16 protein-coding genes and 1 riboswitch are annotated in these 20,818 nt (G+C 37.8%); of the genes, 7 read left to right on the forward strand and 9 right to left on the reverse strand.

Annotated features, from left to right (window positions below; all coding sequences use genetic code 11):
- Positions 1-38: 38 nt before the first annotated feature.
- Both metX and BM141_RS07895 read right to left on the reverse strand, forming a co-directional pair.
- Positions 39-1,109, reverse strand: a complete 1,071-nt coding sequence (metX, locus tag BM141_RS07890; RefSeq protein WP_091543535.1) for a homoserine O-acetyltransferase MetX — start codon at positions 1,107-1,109, stop codon at positions 39-41.
- Positions 1,110-1,261: 152 nt separating this feature from the next.
- Complete coding sequence (locus tag BM141_RS07895) at positions 1,262-2,560, reverse strand: O-acetylhomoserine aminocarboxypropyltransferase/cysteine synthase family protein (RefSeq protein ID WP_091543537.1); 1,299 nt, start codon at positions 2,558-2,560, stop codon at positions 1,262-1,264.
- 269 nt (positions 2,561-2,829) lie between these two features.
- A riboswitch (SAM riboswitch) is annotated at positions 2,830-2,939 on the reverse strand.
- Between the two features lie 451 nt (positions 2,940-3,390).
- On the opposite strand from BM141_RS07895, the gene carB reads away from it, so the two are divergent.
- From carB to BM141_RS07910, 3 genes are read left to right on the forward strand one after another with little or no spacing between them, the layout of a single operon-like run.
- A complete protein-coding gene (gene carB / locus BM141_RS07900; protein WP_091543540.1) occupies positions 3,391-6,204 on the forward strand; it encodes a carbamoyl-phosphate synthase large subunit in 2,814 nt (937 codons plus the stop codon).
- A gap of 37 nt (positions 6,205-6,241) precedes the next feature.
- Positions 6,242-7,018 carry an SDR family oxidoreductase gene (locus BM141_RS07905; protein ID WP_091543542.1) on the forward strand — a complete coding sequence of 259 codons (777 nt, stop codon included), beginning with the start codon at positions 6,242-6,244 and terminating at the stop codon, positions 7,016-7,018.
- A 2-nt stretch (positions 7,019-7,020) separates the two neighbouring features.
- Complete coding sequence (locus tag BM141_RS07910; RefSeq protein ID WP_091543545.1) at positions 7,021-7,491, forward strand: WbuC family cupin fold metalloprotein; 471 nt, start codon at positions 7,021-7,023, stop codon at positions 7,489-7,491.
- 1 nt (position 7,492) lies between these two features.
- On the opposite strand, the gene BM141_RS07915 is transcribed toward BM141_RS07910, so the two are convergent.
- The 5 genes from BM141_RS07915 to BM141_RS07935 form a co-directional block, all read right to left on the reverse strand.
- Positions 7,493-8,320 (reverse strand): hypothetical protein, encoded by an 828-nt coding sequence (locus tag BM141_RS07915; protein WP_091543547.1) that lies wholly within the window; start codon positions 8,318-8,320, stop codon positions 7,493-7,495.
- Positions 8,321-8,332: 12 nt separating this feature from the next.
- Complete coding sequence (locus tag BM141_RS07920) at positions 8,333-8,983, reverse strand: hypothetical protein (RefSeq protein WP_091543550.1); 651 nt, start codon at positions 8,981-8,983, stop codon at positions 8,333-8,335.
- A gap of 21 nt (positions 8,984-9,004) precedes the next feature.
- Positions 9,005-9,325 carry a hypothetical protein gene (locus BM141_RS07925; RefSeq protein WP_091543554.1) on the reverse strand — a complete coding sequence of 107 codons (321 nt, stop codon included), beginning with the start codon at positions 9,323-9,325 and terminating at the stop codon, positions 9,005-9,007.
- 109 nt (positions 9,326-9,434) lie between these two features.
- Positions 9,435-10,064, reverse strand: a complete 630-nt coding sequence (locus BM141_RS07930; protein WP_091543557.1) for a peptidoglycan-binding domain-containing protein — start codon at positions 10,062-10,064, stop codon at positions 9,435-9,437.
- A gap of 213 nt (positions 10,065-10,277) precedes the next feature.
- The gene (locus tag BM141_RS07935) at positions 10,278-11,573 is read right to left on the reverse strand and encodes an MFS transporter (RefSeq protein WP_091543561.1); all 1,296 of its coding nucleotides are present in this window, start codon (positions 11,571-11,573) and stop codon (positions 10,278-10,280) included.
- Positions 11,574-12,063: 490 nt separating this feature from the next.
- Here BM141_RS07935 and BM141_RS07940 point away from each other — a divergent pair, with 490 nt between their 5' ends.
- From BM141_RS07940 to mutS, 3 genes are all read left to right on the forward strand, one after another.
- Entirely contained in the window at positions 12,064-12,912 is an 849-nt protein-coding gene (locus BM141_RS07940) for a HipA family kinase (protein ID WP_091543564.1), read from the forward strand.
- Between the two features lie 182 nt (positions 12,913-13,094).
- Positions 13,095-13,664, forward strand: a complete 570-nt coding sequence (locus tag BM141_RS07945; protein ID WP_143090849.1) for a hypothetical protein — start codon at positions 13,095-13,097, stop codon at positions 13,662-13,664.
- An 80-nt stretch (positions 13,665-13,744) separates the two neighbouring features.
- Positions 13,745-16,363 carry a DNA mismatch repair protein MutS gene (gene mutS, locus BM141_RS07950; RefSeq protein ID WP_091543599.1) on the forward strand — a complete coding sequence of 873 codons (2,619 nt, stop codon included), beginning with the start codon at positions 13,745-13,747 and terminating at the stop codon, positions 16,361-16,363.
- A 226-nt stretch (positions 16,364-16,589) separates the two neighbouring features.
- On the opposite strand, the gene BM141_RS07955 is transcribed toward mutS, so the two are convergent.
- Entirely contained in the window at positions 16,590-17,888 is a 1,299-nt protein-coding gene (locus BM141_RS07955) for a serine hydrolase domain-containing protein (protein ID WP_221407645.1), read from the reverse strand.
- Between the two features lie 112 nt (positions 17,889-18,000).
- Positions 18,001-19,263, reverse strand: a complete 1,263-nt coding sequence (locus BM141_RS07960) for a spinster family MFS transporter (RefSeq protein ID WP_091543604.1) — start codon at positions 19,261-19,263, stop codon at positions 18,001-18,003.
- 238 nt (positions 19,264-19,501) lie between these two features.
- Between BM141_RS07960 and BM141_RS07965 the strand changes: the two genes are divergently transcribed.
- Positions 19,502-20,806: a NupC/NupG family nucleoside CNT transporter gene (locus BM141_RS07965; protein WP_091543570.1), complete on the forward strand. Its 1,305-nt coding sequence runs from the start codon at positions 19,502-19,504 to the stop codon at positions 20,804-20,806.
- Positions 20,807-20,818 lie beyond the last annotated feature (12 nt).

Raw genomic sequence — 20,818 nt, forward strand, 5'->3', positions numbered from 1 at the left:
AACCCTAAGAGTTTTAAAAAATTCTTAGGGTTTATTTGTTATAATGATTCATTCAAGAATTCTTTCAAAACTTCTGAAATTTTTTCTGTTTCTACTAAAAATCCGTCATGCCCATAAGGTGAATCTATCTCCACATATTGAGCATCAGGAATATGCTTTGCCAAAAACTGCTGCTCGAAAGGCGGGAACAGAATATCAGAAGTAATGCCTATTACTAAGGTCTTTGCTTGGATTTGATGAAGGGCTTTTTCTTTGCTTTCTCTTCCTCTTCCCACATTGTGAGAGTCCATTGCCTTGCTTAATATCAAGTAAGACAGTACGTTAAATCTTCTTACTAACTTTAAGCCCTGATAGCGTTGGTAGCTTGAAGCCTTGAAGTCATCAATTTTTTCGTTAGTTTCTTCACTTTGGCGGCTTTCATAAGTTTGATAGTTGCGATAAGAAAGCAAAGCGATTGACCTTGCAGCACTTAGCCCTGCCTGCCCTGCGTCGTGCCTGCGCTCACTCCAAGTCGAGTCTGCATAAATTGCCAAACGTTGCGATTCATTAAAAGCAATTCCCCATGGTGAATGTTGGGCATTAGTAGCCAATAAAACTAATTTTTTAAACAAATGAGGTTGCAAAATTGCCCATTCCATGGCTTGCTGACCACCCATAGAGCCACCAATGCAAAGTGCTATTTCTTCAATGCCCAAATGCTGACGCAATAAGTCGTGTGCTTTTACCATGTCTCTAATCGTAACTTGAGGGAAATCAATAAAGTAAGTTTCATTAGTTATGATATTGTGTGTAGTAGGGCTGGAAGTGCCGTAGCAAGAACCCAAGATGTTGGCACACACAATAAAATATTCTTCAGGATTGATTAAAAAGCCTTCACCTACCAGTCCTTTCCACCAATCTGCTACATCAGCATTGGCAGTGAGGGCGTGGCATACCCAGACTACATTGCTTTTCTCGGCATTGAGTTTGCCGTAAGTATGATAAGCAATTTGTAATTCGGGTAACACTGCTCCACTTTCTAATTCAAAAGGTCTTCTATAGTGGAAAAACTGCGTTTTCACTGAGGTTGCATGGCTTATTTGGTTAAAGGAAAAGGTCGGGTTTTGCATTATCTTAATTTAGTTATAAGTGATAAGTTATGAATGATGAGTTAGTTTTATAAATTTAGTTTTTTATGTGATAACGCATAAAAAATTGATTTATCAATGCTTCATGTGTTATCACATGAAGCATGTAATCTGCGAAACAAACTCATAACTATTTATGAAATCGCTTGAAACGCCTGCGTCAAGTCAGCAATGATGTCATCTATATGCTCAATACCCACAGAAAGACGCAATAGCGTAGGATTTACTCCTGCGGCAAGTTGCTCCTCATCAGAAAGTTGCTGGTGCGTAGTAGAGGCAGGGTGGATAATCAAAGTTTTAGCATCACCCACATTAGCTAAGTGGCTGATTAGCTTTAGGTTATCTACAAACTTTGCCGCTTTTGCCCTGTCCCCTTTGAGGTTAAAAGTCAATACGCCTCCGTAGCCATGTTTCAAATATTTTTTTGCCAAGGCATGGAACTTACTGCTTTCCAATCCGGGGTAGTTTACACTTTCTACTTGCTCATGTGCCTCTAACCAGCGAGCTACTTTAAGTGCGTTTTCTACAGTTCGCTCTACTCTAAGCGAAAGGGTTTCAAGTCCTTGTAAGAGCAAAAAAGAGTTGAATGGGCTAAGTGCGGCACCCAAATCTCTCAATCCTTCTACCCTTGCTCTGATAATGAAAGCAATATTTCCAAAAGGTCCATCTGTGCCAAAAACCTGCCAGAAGTTTAAGCCGTGATAACCCTCAGCAGGTTCAGAAAATTGAGGGAATTTGCCATTGCCCCAGTTGTAGTTTCCGCCGTCCACGATTACGCCACCAATGCTTGTTCCATGCCCACCAATCCATTTAGTAGCGGAGTTCACAACCACATTTGCCCCTAATTTAAGCGGTTGGCAGAGGTAGCCCCCTGCGCCAAAGGTATTATCCACTACCAAAGGAATGTCATATTTTTTTGCTACAGCTACGACTTTTTCAAAGTCAGGCACGCTAAAAGCCCCGTTGCCGATGGTTTCTAAGTAAAGACCTTTGGTATTGCTATCTATTTGTTTTTCAAGGTCTTCTGCTGAGTCTGAATCTGCAAACTTGACGGTAATACCTAAGCGTTTGAAAGCTACTTTGAATTGGTTGTAAGTGCCGCCGTAGAGGTAAGGACTACTCACCAAAGTATCGCCTGCTTGCAAAAAATTATGTAAAGCCAAGAGCTGTGCTGCTTGCCCAGAAGAAGTTGCCAAAGCCGCTACCCCACCTTCCAATGCTGCTATGCGTTTTTCAAAAACATCAGTAGTTGGGTTCATAATGCGGGTATAAATATTTCCAAACTCTTTGAGAGCGAATAAGTTAGCCCCATGCTCTGAATCTTTGAACACATAAGAAGTAGTTTGGTAAATAGGTACTGCCCTTGAGCGAGTAGTTGGGTCGACATCTTGACCTGCGTGCAATTGTAAGGTTTCGAATTTGTAATTAGACATAGTGTTTATTGAGTTATGAATTAGTTATGAGTTATGAATGGAATTACTAATTTTTAATTACTAATTACTTTGATGTTTACAAGAAATCAACTCTTTAGTAATTAGTCATTATGAATTGGTAATTAAACGGGATTAACAGCAACAACAACACATCATACAGGATTGTATGTGCGCTTGTGTAGAAAGAAAGATAAGAGAAAAGAGTCTTTGTGAGAAAGACAAGTCAGGATTAGAAGATGTAGAAAGCGAATTTTTCATGTTTTGTAATTAATTTATATTTCCCTAAACTTAAATTTGGGTTAGGATGTAGCACCTTGCGTTTTGGCGTAGGTTGCTAAGGGTTCAGTGAGCCTAATCTCTCCCCCTTTCTTTATAAATCAACTACCTTTGGTGGAGTTGATAGAAAAGTGTTTTTCTTTACAACGCAAATAAATAAGATAAGTTTTAGAATTGCAAGATTTTTTGGTAAATTTTGAGTAATACGAAAAATTATTGTGGGACATCATAAAATTTAACTTCGTTTTGATATACTATCTTTGAAAAAGCTGTTATCTTTGCAAGATTTTTTAAGGAATATGCCTTCGTCTTTTGATGAAAGGAAATAAAAATAATACTTTTCACATCAAAGCAAATGTGTCAAAAGTGAAGATACCTACAATTACCGATTTTAATAAAACGAATAAATACAAGGCTTTACCGAACTTGATAAAAGTTTAGTAAAGCCAATTTTTTGAAATTTGAAATAGTTAAAAAATTAAACAGTTAAAATTATTTATAGATACTTAATCATTAACTATTCAACTATCAAACTATTCAACAATTTAATAAAAATGCCAAAAAATCCAAATATCAAATCCGTACTCATTATCGGCAGCGGTCCCATCGTGATTGGGCAAGCCTGCGAATTTGACTATTCTGGCTCGCAAGCCGCTCGTTCTCTCAGGGAAGAGGGGATAGAAGTTATCTTGATTAACTCCAACCCTGCGACTATCATGACTGACCCTGTTACTGCTGACCATGTGTACCTGAAACCTTTGGAGAAAAAGTACATCAGGGAAATCTTGGAAAAACATAAAATAGATGCGGTTTTGCCAACTATGGGTGGGCAAACGGCTCTGAACTTGGCGATTGAGTGCGAAAAAGCAGGGATTTGGAAGAAATATGGAGTGCAGATGATAGGCGTGGACGTTGGGGCGATTAATACCACAGAGGATAGGGAACTTTTCCGTATGAAAATGTTGGAGTTAGGCGTTGGCGTATGCAAGGGACGTACTGCAAAATCATTTTTAGAAGGCAAAGAAATAGCCCAAGAGATTGGTTTCCCCTTAGTAATCAGACCTTCATTTACGCTGGGAGGCACAGGTGGTGGCTTTGTAGATGACCCTGAAAAGTTTGATGAAGCACTTAATAGAGGGCTGCATGCTTCGCCCGTGCATGAGGTTTTGGTGGAGCAGAGCATATTTGGCTGGAAAGAATTTGAGTTAGAATTGTTAAGAGATAATGTGGGAAATGTGGTGATTATCTGTTCTATTGAGAACTTTGACCCTATGGGCGTACACACAGGCGACTCTATTACGGTTGCACCAGCTATGACCCTGCCCGATACGGTTTATCAAGAAATGAGAAACTTAGCTATTAAGATGATGCACGGCATAGGGCAATTTGCTGGTGGGTGCAACGTACAGTTTGCCGTCAATCCTGATACTGATGAAATCATAGCGATAGAAATAAATCCCAGAGTTTCAAGGTCTTCTGCATTGGCTTCTAAAGCTACGGGCTATCCTATCGCCAAGATAGCGGCAAAGTTGGCAATTGGCTATAACTTAGATGAATTAGAAAATCAAATTACTAAAACGACTTCTGCGTTTTTTGAGCCTGCCTTAGACTATGTGATTGTCAAAGTCCCACGTTGGAACTTTGACAAATTCAAAGGTTCTGATACCAAATTAGGGCTTCAAATGAAATCAGTAGGGGAGGCAATGGGAATAGGGCGGAACTTCCAAGAGGCACTGCAAAAAGCCTGTCAGTCTTTGGAAATCAAGCGAAATGGCTTGGGGGCTGACGGTAAAGAACTCACCGACCAAAATGTAATTTTAGACAAATTGGCAAATCCTTCTTGGGACAGGTTGTTTAGAATTTATGATGCTTTTAAATTGGGGATTTCTTTTAAGACTATCCAAAAACTCACCAAAATAGACAAGTGGTTTTTGTATCAAATCGAGGAGTTGGTTTTGCTGGAGAAAGAAATTCAAAAATATACTGTTCATGATATTCCCAAAGATTTATTACGCACTGCTAAGCAGAAAGGCTATGCTGACCGACAAATTGCTCACTTGGTAAGATGTTTAGAAAGCGAGGTATATAAAAAACGTACTGAATTGGGAATCAATAGGGTATTTAAAATTGTGGATACCTGTGCGGCAGAGTTTGAAGCGAAAACGCCTTATTATTACTCTACTTTTGAGGAGGAGAACGAATCTATCGTTACAGACAGAAAGAAGGTAGTAGTATTGGGTTCTGGTCCTAACCGAATCGGGCAGGGCATAGAGTTTGACTACTCTTGCGTGCATGGAGTTTTAGCGGCAAAAGAGTGTGGTTATGAAACGATTATGATTAACTGCAACCCAGAAACGGTTTCTACTGATTTTAATATTGCGGATAAGTTGTACTTTGAGCCTGTTTTTTGGGAACATATTTATGACATCATTCAGCACGAAAAACCCGAGGGCGTAATCGTACAGTTAGGAGGGCAAACTGCCTTGAAAATAGCAGAGAAATTGCACCGCTATGGCATAAAAATCATAGGAACAAACTATGAAAGTCTTGATTTAGCCGAAGATAGAGGCAAGTTTTCAGACCTTTTGAAAGAAAATAATATTCCGTATCCAAAATACGGAGTCATACAAGATTCTGACCAAGCCATAGAGCTTTCCAAAGAATTGGGCTTCCCGCTTTTAGTGCGACCTTCCTACGTTTTGGGCGGGCAAAGTATGAAAATCGTTATCAATGAAAAAGAATTAGAACAACACGTAGTCAATATTTTGAACGACAATCCTGAGAATAGGGTATTGCTTGACCATTTCTTAGACGGAGCGATAGAGGCAGAGGCAGATGCTATTTGCGATGGGGAAGATGTCTATATCATTGGTATCATGGAACATATAGAGCCTGCGGGGATTCACTCTGGCGACTCCAATGCAGTGTTGCCTCCTTTTAATTTAGGAGATTTTGTAATGACACAAATCAAAAATCATACTCGCAAAATTGCTTTGGCACTCAATACTGTTGGGCTTATCAATATACAGTTTGCAATTAAAAACGATATTGTCTATGTCATAGAGGCAAACCCAAGAGCCTCTCGTACAGTGCCTTTTATCTGCAAAGCATACAAAGAACCCTATGTAAACTATGCCACCAAAGTTATGCTTGGCGAGAAAAAACTCAAAGATTTTGACTTCAATCCATATAAAAATGGTTATGCTATCAAACTTCCTGTGTTCTCTTTCAACAAATTCCCCAATGTAAACAAGGAACTCGGTCCTGAGATGAAATCTACAGGTGAGGCGATTTACTTCATAGATGACCTCACAGACGACTATTTTATGGATTTGTACTCTAAAAGAAACTTGTATTTGAGTAGGTAAGGAGAAGTTAAGAGTTTTTAACATAAAATTTTATTCAATGCAAAAGACAATTTTCATTACAGGAGCGGCACAGGGCATAGGAAGAACTACTGCACTCATGTTCGCAGCAAGAGGGTGGTTTGTTGGGCTTTTTGATGTCAATAAAGAAGGTTTAGAAATATTGGCAGAGCAAATAGGTAAAGAAAATTGTTGTTATATCGCAATGGACGTTACTGAGCCTGAAAGCGTCAAAGCCGCAGTAGAACTTTTCATTTTTCGAACAAGGGGAAGGTTTGATGTGCTTTTTAATAACGCAGGCATAGTAGAGGTAGGAGATTTTGAAACTATTAATATTGAGGTGCATAGGCGCATAGTAGAGGTAAACTTTTTAGGAGTAGTGAATTGTATCACTTTTGCCCTTCCATACCTGAAAGAAAACAAAAGTGGCGCCAAGATTATCAATATGAGTTCTGCCTCAGCGATTTATGGAAATCCTGAAATTAGTGTGTATGCCGCTACTAAGAGTGCTATTAAGAGCTTAACTGAAGGTCTGAATATTGCTTTGGAAAAGTACAATATTAAGGTATGTGATATTTTACCTATCTATGTAAAAACAAATATGGTAAGAGATTACTATCAAAAATATCGAAATGTGAAATTAGAAAAAGTCAAACTTACCGCTGAAGATGTGGCAGAAACAGTATGGAAAGCAGCACATAAAAATCGCCTCCATTGGCTGGTGGGAACGGATACTAAACTATTTTTCTTTTTAGCAAAACTTTTACCTACTTCAATAGTCAAAATGATGACTAAGAAAATTTTAAAATACGAATAAGAATGATGGTAAAAATAGACCAAGTGCTTATAGATGAGTTGGTTACGAAAGCAAAAAACTCTCCAAGGAGGCGTGCTATCTTTCGGTTTCATGAAAAAGACGAAGATACGATGCACAGAATGTTAAATGCCTTAGAGCCAGATACCTATGTCCAGCCACATTTCCACCCTGATAAACATGAGGCTTTTATTATACTGCAAGGGAGCATATTATTTGTTATTTTTGATGAAAATGGGAAAATAATGCAATACTATCTTTTGAAAGCTGGAACTTCGGATTTTGGATTGGAAATTTCTCCTAAAACTTATCATACGCTTATCTCCTTAGAGTCTGGGACAGTTATTTTTGAAATCAAACACGGTCCTTACGATGCCCAAACAGACAAAACCTTTGCCACTTGGGCTCCAAAAGAGGGAGAGGCTAATTGCTTGGAGTTTAATGAAAATATTATCAGAAAGTTGGGATTTTCATAATTTAGAATATATACTCTGGGTCAAATTCTAACAAATGCTTGCCAAGTAGTTCTGAAACTGCTCCTTCGCTTAAGTTTTCTTCTTTGAGTTTGGCTAAGTGCCGTTCAGCAAAGAGATTTAAATATTTGAGTAAGTTGAGTTTGTAGTTAGTATCTACTACACCACTCACTACGGCAACGATGTAGTAGCGGTAGCTGTTTTGTATGATAATCTTAAAAGTACCGTACTCTATCATATCCAAATTCCCTCCTTTTTGTTGGAAAGCATCTTCTACAAAGGACTTGATAGCTGTGAGCATACCTGCAATCATATCTTGGTCGACTGTATCTTTGCGGGTATAGTGTCCGATGAGCAAACCTGAGTTTTGGTAAATGACGTACCCTTCCTCAATGACAGGGGCAAGTGCATCTTTCATCAGTTGGTCTTTTTCTTTGATGCCAAAAAGGGCTAAAAACTCTCGTTTGATAGCTTTCCAAGAGAAAGTATCGTCTATCTGTTTATTAATATTTTCCGATAATCTTTCTAACTCTACTTGGATATATTTACTAATCAGACTACCCATAATGGGATATAGCGCATCTATAATATCATCTCTGTTGTTGCGTATTTGTGTTCTGATAGCTTCGCCAAGTGCCTCTCCAGAGAGAGCTGTCATGTTATTTTTTATTTCATTGACTTTGTTATCGACAATAGGTTCTAAGTGGGAATTGATATGCTCAGGTGAAATCTCCTCTTTTAAAGACAAGACTTCCCTTTCCAAAAGTGCGCGTCTTTTGACTTCTTCTTCTAATAAAATATCTTTTAGTTTTTGAAGTATTTTGTCTTCCACCTGCTTTTCTTATCAAACTTTAATTTTTTCGCTTACTTCGTCCAAGAAACTGCTAAATATTTTTCTGTGTGCTTGGTGATGGTCATTTTTAGCCAATGCTTTTGAAATTTCCTCACTAAGCCTCGCCAATACGTTGTTTAGTCGGTCTATAGTAGCTTTTAGTTCATTGGTTACATCTTGACCTATTTCGTGGAGATGATTTATATGTGCTTCATAGTCAGCATCTAATTGCTGATTTACTTTGTGAGCCTTTTCATTCATCACTTCCATATCGTAGCCTAAGATGATTTCTTTGACGGCATCGATTTTGCTCATGCGAATTTGCTCTTTGCGTTCACTTTCGCTGGCAACTAAGATGAACTCCTCTTGTGCTTGCTTGTTAATTGTTTTTTGTATCATCTGAGGCAAGGCACGCTGTATTTCTTCCAATTGCTGTTTAAATGTATTACGATTCTCTTCTAAAATATTGACAAACAGTTGTTTCATGTCATTGACTTGTCTGTCATACTCTTTTTTGTTCTCAATAAGCATAGAAGTAAATAATTCTTTCATGCCTGTAATTTGGGCATCTATCTCCTTGCGGTCTTTCCCAACGATGAGTTCTCTGACCAATTCTACTTTGGATACTTCTTCCTCTTGGATTGGGTCATTTATTTCCTCCATAATTTTTTAACTATTTGAAAATTAGATATTTCTGGCTATTTGGCTAAGGATACTACTTAAATTTTCTTTGCTTATATGGGCTTCGTTCTGGCGATTCAGCTCTGCTTCGGTAGCACGGCGGACTTCCTCTATTTGTGCTAACATACGGCTTTCCATATTGGCAATATTTTCCAATAATTGGGAGCGAAGGCTATTCATTTCACTTTGGATTTGACTGTTCTGCTGTCCCATTTTAGCGTAAATCGCCTGTATTTTCTCCTCATACTCTCTAAGGTTTTGCCCAAAGATAAGGTCTTTGACTGCATCAATGCGTGAATTTGTGTAGCTGTCGTAGTTTTCCATATTTTTAAAATTAAGAATTGTTTAATCTGGAATGAAAACGCAAATTTACCATATTAGGCGTATTCTAAATTTTGTGATTGCTTCTCATTCGCTATTCCTACATGGTAGATTATTTGATTAAAAGTTTAAGGGTTTTTGTATCAGCTATCCCTGAGGGATATATTTTCTGACTTTTTTGAAATTCTTTGATAGCTCCTTCGGTTTTATCAGAAAAAAAGCCATCTACGGGAATTTCATATCCTGCTTTGACCAAAAGACTTTGTAACTCCCAAACTGCTTCGGACTTTTCTCCATTTTTTAATGGCTTTCCTCCGAACAGTTGATAAAGTAGAAAATTTTTCTCAGAAACTCCATTCTCCTCCATGTATTTAATATCCAAGTTATTATAACCTAAGTCTTTGAGACGTTTGGATTCTCTGAGTTTACCTTCCAAAAACTTGACCTTAGCCAAAAGTTGATTGTAAGCTAAGGTCGCGCTTACGCTTTGAGGGTCGCTCTTGTCGACTAATTTAACATCTATGCCATGATTGAACCACATTTCTCTTGCCAAACTTCCTATTTGATAAGCGGTAGTGTAGTAATCAGATAATAGGCTGACATCGTGGTAGTTCGCATCTATGTCCTCAGCTACCTTGTAGTCGTAATCATTAGGAATATTGAATTTCTTGTATTTCAAATACTGAGAAAAGGCAATAATGACTAAGCTAATGAATACCAATAAAATGATAATGCGTTTCATTGCAAAGCGTTAAGGTTTTGAATAACAAAGTTGTTAATTTTTTTATTAATTCAATCAAGTTATAGAGAAAATAGATTTTGTAGGTAAAACAGATTAAATTTTACAAAAGTAAGTTTTCTAATAATTATTCAGGGTAAAATTAGTAATAAATCAAAAATATACAAATTTATTTGCTTTTACCTTACTAAATAAAAAGTAAGTACGTAGCAAATATTACAGTTTCACCTGCTCCATTTTGGGGGCAAAAAAGTGCATAACTACCCATGCCAATAGGTATGCCAAGCCACATATCGTAAATAGTATATTGTAGCCTGCCGTAATGTCCCCTGCTGCTTTGTAGCTATCTAATAGTTTCCCCACAAAGAGAGGAAACAGAATGCCGCCTACTGAACCTGCCATTCCCCCAATGCCTACCACCGAACTTACAGCTTTTTTTGGAAACATGTCAGATGCCGTAGTGAAAATATTGGCACTCCAAGCCTGATGTGCTGCTGCGGCTAAGCTAATCAACGCTACTACCAGCCATACATTGCTGGCAAACTGAGCGGTAACGATTGGAACTACACAAAAGGCAAAAATAAGCATAGCTGTTTTTCTCGCTCTATACACTACCCAGCCTTTACTAATCAAGTAAGAGGACAAATACCCGCCGCCTATGCTCCCAATCGTTGTAGCAGTATAGACAATAGCCAAATGAATGTTGGGCTTTTTGAAATCAATCTGGAAAGTAGTCGCAAAGTAAGAAGGTAGCCAGAAAAGGAAAAACCACCACACAGGGTCTGTCAATAGCTTGCCGAAAACGAAAGCCCAAGTTTGTCGAATTTGGAAAAGCCTGAGCCAACTCACTGGTTTATCTTTACTTACTTCATTAGCAGGCTCATTATCGCTATGTATGTACTCATACTCAGCCTTTGAAAGCCTCTTTTGCTTAGTAGGAATGTCGTAGTAAATCCACCAAAAAATTAGCCAAACGAATCCAATAGCCCCTGTGATGATAAAAGCCTCTTCCCATCCATAAATGCCTACTATCCAAGGCACTAAAATAGGGGCTATGACTGCTCCTATATTTGTTCCTGAGTTAAAAATACCTGTGGCTAAGGCTCTTTCTTTTTTAGGAAACCACTCTGCGACAGCTTTGATGGCGGCAGGGAAATTGCCTGCCTCGCCCAGTCCTAATGCCGCTCTTGCTATACCAAAGCCTAAGGTACTTCGGGCGGCGGCATGAAACATAGCCGCAACGCTCCACACTACAATAGAAATAATATAGCCCAATTTCGTTCCTATCACATCAATAAATCTCCCAAATAAGAGCAGACCTATAGCATAGGCACCCGAGAACGCCATGACAACATTGCTATAGTCTGATTCTGACCAGTTAAAGGTTTTTTCTAACTCGGGCTTAAGAAAGCCTAAGACTTGGCGGTCAATGTAGTTGATAGTGGTAGCAGAGAAAAGCAAGGCAACAATAACCCAACGATACCTCCCAATAGGATTTGTTTGTTTTTTCATCTTTGTTTTTTAAAGTATAAAATAAAAAGAATACATACAGTGGACAAGTATGACTTTTTATGTCAGGATAATTAATCTTTTTTTACTTTGCTCAAAAATAGCAACTCTGAGGGAATAGAAAAAAAATTTGAGATTTTTCCTCTACTAAAATCCAAGATAGTTCTATCTTTTACCTAATACGAAATGGTGGTGCTTTCAAATGTATGATAATTTTATGTGTTTAAAAAAATCCGTTCTCATCGGTACAATCTGTGTCATCAGTGTTCCAAAATAGAACACTGATAATACGGATTTGGCTGATAAACACAGATTTTTATTCAAAAAAACACTTTTCTCATCAAATTGATAACAGTAGATAAAATACCATCACATCATACAATTGGAATCATCACCTACGAAATTGTTGTATAAGTTATTCTTTTCTAAATATATACTCTCCACAAAACAAGGAAATTTACTAAGTTTGTGAGTTAGAAAAAGTGATGAAAACATGATTCCTAAAGTAGAAACCGTTACGCTCATAGAGGAAATGAGAACAGATGGACACAGCCCTATGAAGTTTATTTGTTCTGATGGAGATATTTATTATGTGAAGTACAGGAGTGGTAAAAGTTTCAATAAGAATGAATTAGTTTTTCTTTTTTATGAAATACTTTGTTCTAAGTTACTTCAAACTCTCCGTGTTCCTACTCCTCTGACAGCCCTTGTTTATATTAGCGAAGGAAGTTTTAGCCCTGAGAGTTTGAAAGCCAATAAGCGATATGCCAAACCTAATATTATTGCCTTTGGCTCAAAAGAAATACCTAATAGTCATTTGATTACAGATTTTGAAGTAATAGAAAAAGAACAAGATTTCCATAAAATTATAAACCCACTCGATTTAATTAAGATAGCTATTTTTGACTTATGGGTGGACAACAATGATAGAGGGAAAGCATTAAAAATTGGAGGGTATAACTATAACCTTTTGTTTGCCCCTTTTCTGAGCAAGCAACAAATTTTTGCTTTTGACCATGCTTTTACTTTTGGCGGAGAGCAAAGTATTGGAATATTTTCCAAAGATTTACCAATTTCTATTATCAATAAACTGCCAAATTCTCCTTTATTTAGTTCCATAGTAAGATTTTTGGATAAAAAAGAAATTCAAGATACAATACAAAATTTTATTCAAGAGTGTAAAAAGATTAATTTACACGAAATTCTTGTTTCCTTACAAATCGTTCTACCTGCCGAGTGGTATGTTTTCCCACAGCTGTCTGCACATATAGAAGAATTTTTAGGTTCACATCAGCGTTTGGATAGCATAGAAATCATCATAAAAAATGCCTTGAAACTATGAAGAACAATTATTATATTCCCATTTATTTTCAGACTAATTCTTACAGTGCTGAAAAGTTAGTAGGTGGCATCTTGTTTTTTTCATCAGAGCAAATTTTCTTAAGAATTGCGGAGAGTAAAATCAAAGCAACGGCTCAAATAGGCAATGCCAGCAGTGTCTTAGTAATACGGCAAACTGTAAGAATGCTTTTAGAAAAAATAGAGAGCCAAAAGCACTTATTTACGCATCAATATTTAGAATATTTACATAACTATAGCAATGGTGTAGTCCAATTTGGGGAGGCAAAGCCCTTACATTTATCGTCACAAAAGTTTAGCGACTTTGCTTTCAAATTTTTGGGTGAAAGAATAAACTTTCATAAAGTTGTAAACCAAAAGATAAATAACATCAAAAAGTTTTCAGAAAAAATAGTTAGTCCTTATATTTTTCAAGTCCCTTCTTTAAAAAAATTATATAAAGTTACTCTAAAAATTCTTGTAAATAAGGAAGAAAGTTTTATTATGCAAAGCATTGATTTTCAAAACTCAATGAGGACGATAAAAGAAGCCCTTAATTTATATGGGAAAATAATAAAAGAATTAGAGAGCCAAGCAAATGAAAAAAATAAGTTTGCTTTGGTTGTTGAGAAACCTACCGAAGACCAGCAAAAAGAAATGCTATTAAATGACTTTCAAATTAAAAATCCAAATTGTGAAATTATTAGTTTGAACGTACTTGATGAAAGACTCAAAGAAATAGTGATGTACTTTTAATTTAATAATGAAACAATGATTTACTAAGTTTGTCCTCTCAAAAATTAGTAATTATTCATTACCCATTAGTAGCTACTAACATGACTCCTGACAAAGAAACGCCCTTGATGAAGCAGTACAACGCATTTAAAGCAAAATACCCTGGAGCAATTTTGCTTTTTAGAGTGGGCGATTTTTACGAAACCTTTGGCGAAGATGCCATCAAAGCAAGCAAAATCTTGGACATAGTGCTGACCAAGCGAGCCAATGGCGCAGCGGCTTTTGTAGAGTTAGCAGGTTTCCCTCACCACGCCTTAGACAACTACCTGCCCAAGTTAGTCAGAGCAGGCGAAAGAGTAGCCATTTGCGACCAGTTGGAAGACCCTAAGTTTGCCAAAGGAATCGTCAAACGTGGTGTTACTGAACTCGTTACGCCGGGAGTTTCTTTCAATGACAATGTGTTGGAAGGCAAAAAAAATAACTATTTGGCTTCCTTACACTTCGGTAGTAATCAAATGGGGGTGGCATTTTTAGATGTTTCCACAGGGGAGTTTTTAACTGCACAAGGGGAGCAGAACTATATAGAAAAATTGCTGCAAAGTTTCCAACCTTCCGAAATCATTTTTAACAAAAAATACAAGGCAGATTTTGAAGAAAAATTTGCAGACAAATACAATACTTACTCTCTTGATGATTGGGTGTACCAATTTGATTATGGGTATGAAAAACTCACAAGGCATTTTGAAACTAACTCTTTGAAGGGTTTTGGCATAGAAAACTTGAAGGAAGGCATTACGGCGGCGGGTGCAATTCTGTACTATTTGGAACTGACCGAGCACAAGGAAATTCGCCACATTTCTGCCATTGCTCGTATTGCCGAAGAGCGCTATGTGTGGTTAGACAGGTTTACCATTCGCAATTTAGAACTCATTTTCCCACAGCAGGAAGGAGGCGTACCCTTAATAGATATTTTGGATAAAACCGTTACGCCCATGGGTGCAAGGCTGATGAGAAAGTGGGTAGTGATGCCTTTGAAAGATAAAAATGAAGTAGAAGAACGCCACCAAATTGTGCATTTTTTTGTTGAAAACGAAGAAGATAGAGAAAATTTATTAAAGTATTTAAGACCAATTGGCGATTTGGAACGCTTAATTTCCAAAGTTTCCGTAGGTAGGATTAATCCAAGAGAAATGCTCCAACTCAAAAGGGCATTAAAAAGCATTTTACCAATTAAAAATTTGTTAGCCAATAGCAAGACCCAAAGTCAGCAACTACTAAAAAAGTGGGCGGATAAGATTAACCCTTGTGAATTTTTATTGGAAAAAATTGAGGCAGAACTCAAAGATGATGCCCCGATGGTCAGCAATCAAGGCAACATCATCAGAGATGGAATCTACCAAGAATTGGACGAATTGCGAAAAATTGCCTTCTCTGGCAAGGATTATTTGGCAAAACTCGAGGCAAAAGAGGCAAACAGAACAGGCATCAGCTCGTTGAGAATCTCTTACAACAACGTTTTTGGCTATTATTTGGAAGTGCGAAATACCCACAAAGACAAAGTTCCCAACGACTGGATTCGCAAGCAAACCCTCACCAGCGCAGAGCGTTACATCACGCCTGAACTGAAAGAATACGAGGAAAAAATCTTGACCGCAGAGGAAAAAATCAATTCCATAGAGCAGAATTTGTACTTGAAATTGGTGCAAACTGCCACAGAATACGTCAGTTATGTCCAAGATAATGCTCGCATCTTGGCAATGCTCGACTGCTTACTTTCCTTTGCAGAAGTCGCTGTGCATCAAAAATATACACAGCCACAAATGACTGACTCCAACGTGTTGAATATCAAAAATGGTCGTCATGCAGTCATAGAAACCCAACTGCCTCTGGGCGAGGCTTACGTACCCAACGATATATTTTTAGATGACGAAAGCCAGCAAATTTTGGTGATTACGGGACCCAATATGGCGGGAAAATCTGCCTTGCTTCGCCAAACCGCTTTAATCGTCCTCATGGCACAAATGGGCAGTTTTGTTCCTGCGGAAAGTGCGGAGATAGGTATGGTCGACAAGGTTTTCACGCGTGTAGGGGCTTCGGACAACTTGGCTCGTGGCGAATCGACCTTCATGGTAGAGATGACAGAAACCGCAAGTATTCTCAATAATTTGAGTGAAAAAAGTCTGGTGCTGATGGACGAGATAGGCAGAGGGACAAGCACTTATGACGGTATTTCTATTGCTTGGTCTATTGTAGAATACCTACACAACCACCCTAAGTATAGAGTAAAAACATTGTTTGCTACTCACTACCACGAACTCAACGAGTTGGCAAATGACCTACCCAGAGTCAAAAACTTCAACGTAGCGGTCAAAGAAGTTGGCAACAAGGTCATTTTCCTCCGCAAACTCAAAGAAGGTGGAAGTGAACACAGTTTTGGGATTCACGTAGCGCAAATGGCAGGAATGCCCAATCAGGTAGTTATCCGAGCCAGTGAGGTTTTAGAAGGCTTGGAAGAAGAAAAAATGAAAGATAAAAATAAGCTCAAAATCAGGGAGTTACCTAAGAACACTTTTCAATTCAACCTCTTTGAAGCAAAAGACCCCAACTACAATGTAGTGAAAGAGATGCTGAAAAAATTGGACATCAATACCATTTCGCCTGTGGAAGCACTGCTGAAATTGAATGAGATTAAGAGCTTGATAAGTAATTCAACAAATTAAAACGTTTTTTATTCAGTGCCGTAGGTACGGCGGCTTTGTAGTGAATAGTAGTCAAACAGGTTTATCAAAGTCCCGTTAAGGACGATACATGAATTTTATAATCAATTAGTTATGTCCCTAACGGGACTTTCATGATTATTTCTTATGATTTACTACAAAGCGGTCATTCCTAAGGAACTAAAAGAACGCTTGAAAAAGTTGATATGCTTAGCTGTTAAGGATAAATCTAATCATTAATAGCTTGATAAACCAATGTCTTAAAAACCTTATCTACTTCAGCTACCCCAGGACTCCATATTTGACGGTATAATATGACCACCATGTTTTCCTTAGGGTCGACCCAATAAGTAGTTGAAAATGCGCCCCCCCAACTGTAAGTTCCTGCTTGATTTGGTGCTAATCTGCTTCCACTTTCTGTAATAAGAGAAAAGCCAAAACCAAATTTGTTTTCAGGTCTGGTAGCAGAATCTATAAATAAATCTCCAATCTGGTTCATAGTCATCATGCGGACAGTATTACGAGCTAAAAGTCTTACCCCATTGTATTGACCATTGTTCAATAACATCTGAAGAAAAATAGCGTAATCATAAATAGTAGAACTTAAACCTCCGCCCCCCGAAAAATAAGTGGTTTTATTGAGTGGGTAGTTCATATCCAGCGTACCTCCAAAGGTTTTGGCTTGCTTTTTTATGACTCCTTTTTGGTCAGCTTGAAAGAAATTGACCAACCTTGATGCCTTATCAGGAGGAATATTGAAGTAGGTATCTTTCATGCCAAGAGGCTCGAAAATTCTTTTGTTGAAAAATTCTTCTAAAGTCATACCTGACCATATCTCAATGAGATAGCCCAATACATCAGTCCCTAAGCTGTATTTCCACTTTTCCCCAGGTTGGAAAAATAGGGGAAGTTTCCCTAAATTACTCATCACCTCTCCTATTTTTTGATTATTTACACCCAGCCCACCTGAAATCCAATTTTTAGCATAAATCGCATTTTCCATCGGGGTTCCTATGCCAGCATAGCCTAAGCCAGAAGTATGGGTGAGCAAGTCCCGTATGGTAATAGGTCGTTTTGCAGGTACAGTAGTATAGCTTGTATCGGCTGGATTATAAGTAGCAATTACTTTTTGATTGCTAAAGGTAGGAATAAATTTAGCTACTGAATCTTCCAATGAAAACTTTCCTTCTTCCCAAAGCATCATAGCGGCTACTGTAGTAATCGCTTTGGTTTGTGAGGCGATACGAAAGATTCCGTTTTTATCTAATGGGGCTTTTGTTTCCAAGTCATTGTATCCTTCAGCTTTATGAAATGCAATCTTTCCATTTCGGGCTATCAGCACCAAAGCACCATTTATCCAATTGTTTTTTACCCAATCAGACATGGCATTCTCGAGTCGAGCCAGTCTTTGAGAAGAAAGTCCTGCTTCTTCTGGAGCAGTATTTTTTAAAGTTTGAGAATAAGCAATTTCTGAAAGCAAGATAAATAAAACGAGAAACAACTGTACTAATCTATTATAGCGCATCATGGGTTTATTTTTTTAGTTTTTCAAATATATTAAGCAATTATGTATTTTGAATTAAAATATACCTCAGCGTGCTTAACTCATTATTGAATACTGCACACTCTAATTAGTATATTTACTTCCCAATATCTTCTTCTAACTTTTTTGATGCAATAAAAAATAAAACACTTGCTACCACACCTACTAACATGGCTATAGACATCGCCCATCTTAATGATTCATTTTGCAAAGAGGGGGCTAACCAATCACTCATCCAACCTACCATTAAGGGTCCAAACCCCAGCCCGATAAGATTGAGTAAAAAGAATAAGATAGCTGAGGTAAGTGATCGCATAGAGGCTGGGACTAAAAAGTGAGCAATGGAGATTGAGGGACCTAAATACATACTTTGGAACAGTACACAAATTCCTAAGCAAATCACCGACAAAGTAGTAGTTTGGAACAGTAAACCACCAACTGCAAAAATACTGGATAGTAGGGTAGTATAAGCTGGCAGTTTTAAATACCACTGTTTATTGGATTTGCCCAAGTAGTCTGTAAAATACCCACCAACATAAGAGCCTATAGCCCCGCCTATTCCAAAAAATATACCTAATATCAAACCAATTTTATCCGTAGGCATACTATGCAATCTTGTAAAAAATGAAGGTGCCCAATTCGCAATTCCATAGATGCAAAATACATGTAAACTTGCAGCGAATCCTAAGAAGGGAAAGGTTTTGGTACGAAACAAATACCTTGCTACAGCTAACAAAGATGGGCTTTTTGTTATCAAAGACGTATTTGCATCTGTAGCTCCTCTCATTGGTTCTTTTACTAAAAAATAAACCAATAAGGAGAAAACTACTCCCGGCAAGCCTACTACAAAGAATGCCACCCTCCAGCCCAATTCTTGATTCAAATAACCGCCCATCAGAAAGCCAATCATGATTCCAAAATAAATACCTGCGGAGTAAATAGAAAGAGCTGTCGATCTTTTTTCAGGAGGGAAATAGTCTGAGATAATCGCATGAGCAGGAGGGCTTCCGCCAGCTTCCCCTATGCCTACTCCAATTCGTGCTAATACCAATTGAAAAAAATTGATAACTAAGCCTGAAAGTACTGTCATTATGCTCCACAATGCCAAGGAGATAGATACAATGTTTTTCCTATTCCCTTTATCTGCCAATCGTGCAATAGGAATCCCCAAAGTAGCATAAAATATAGCAAAGGTAAACCCCGATAACAGTCCAAGCTGTGTATCACTCAAATTCAAATCTTTTTTAATAGATTCTTGCAGAATAACAAGCAATTGCCTATCTATAAAATTGAAAATATAGACAATCGTCAGCATGGTAAGCACAAAGTTTCTGTATGAATTAGCTTTTAAAATCGACATGATGTTATTGGTTTCTTTAGATATTTTACAGGAAAGGCAATTTAGAAAGCTGAAAATAATAAAATTGTCAAAAAACATAGAACAGTTTGCAAAAACATAAATCTTGTATGTAATTGTCTATAAAGTTAAAACTGTCAGTAATTGCAAAATGAAATGATAAAAATTTTCCTCTCATTCCTTTCTCAATCAAATTCTTTGCTAATTTACGGCAATTTTCATTTTAACAATATTTTGGCTCATGGAAATCATCAGAGGACTGATAGGATTGTTTTTTTTGATAGCTACGGCGTATCTTTTTTCTGCCAATCGCAAAGCCATAGATTGGCGTTTAGTAGGGGTGGGGGTATTGTTGCAAGTGAGTTTGGGCGTTTTACTCATCAAAGTTCCTTTTGTTAATGAGTTGTTTCAAAAAATTGGGGACGGCTTTGTTATTTTTCTTAACTTTACCAGAGAGGGAGCAAGATTTTTATTTTCAGATTTAGCTATCAATAGTTTCAATGATGCCAATGCTAAGCACAGCTTCGGGCATATTTTTGCTTTTCAGGCACTTCCTACGGTGATTTTCTTTTCTACCATTACAGCAGGTTTGTATTATTTGGGAATTTTACAAAAAATAGTCATGGGCATTGCTTGGGTCATGGCTCGCTCTATGCGACTCTCAGGAGCAGAGAGCCTTTCTGCCGCAGGGAATATTTTTTTAGGACAGACAGAAGCCCCCTTGCTCATCAAACCCTTTATCGCTAATATGACCAAATCAGAGCTACTTTGCCTAATGACAGGCGGCATGGCGACCATTGCAGGAAGCGTATTAGGGGCTTATGTAGGCATGCTTGGTGGGAACGACCCCGAAGAGCAGGCAAAGTTTGCGGCGCATTTGCTAAGTGCTTCCATTATGAATGCCCCTGCTGCTATTGTGATTTCAAAAATTCTTTTACCTCAAACAGAAAATATTGATATTGAATTAAAAGTAAACAAGGAAAAATTAGGAGTAAACCTCATAGATGCCATGTCTATGGGAGCGGCAGATGGGTTAAAATTAGCTCTAAATATTGGAGGAATGTTGTTGGCATTTATCGCAGTGATAGCTATGCTGAACTATGTTTTGCAAGATTTGATAGGGAGTTGGACGGGACTGAACGAAATTATTAAAAATACCACCAATGGACAGTTCAAAGGACTTTCTCTGGAATATTTGTTAGGGCAAATATTTAGGTTAGTGGCTTTTGCCATAGGGGTAGATTGGCAGGACTGCTTACAGATAGGTAGTTTATTGGGGCAGAAAACAGCTATCAATGAGTTTGTGGCTTATGCTAACTTAGGAGCAATAAAGAGTGCTAATCTAATTAATGAAAAATCTATCCTCATTGCTACTTATGCTCTCTGTGGTTTTTCCAATTTCAGTTCTATTGCGATTCAAGTGGGTGGCATTGGCAGTATGGCACCTAACCAACAAGCAAATCTTTCTAAGTTAGGCATGAAGGCACTGCTTGCTGCAAGTTTAGCGTGTTTGATGACGGCTACGATTGCAGGAGCGGTAGGATAAAAAAGAAAAATC

This window comes from Thermoflexibacter ruber (assembly GCF_900113045.1).
Classification (GTDB): Bacteria; Bacteroidota; Bacteroidia; order Cytophagales; family Thermoflexibacteraceae; genus Thermoflexibacter; species Thermoflexibacter ruber.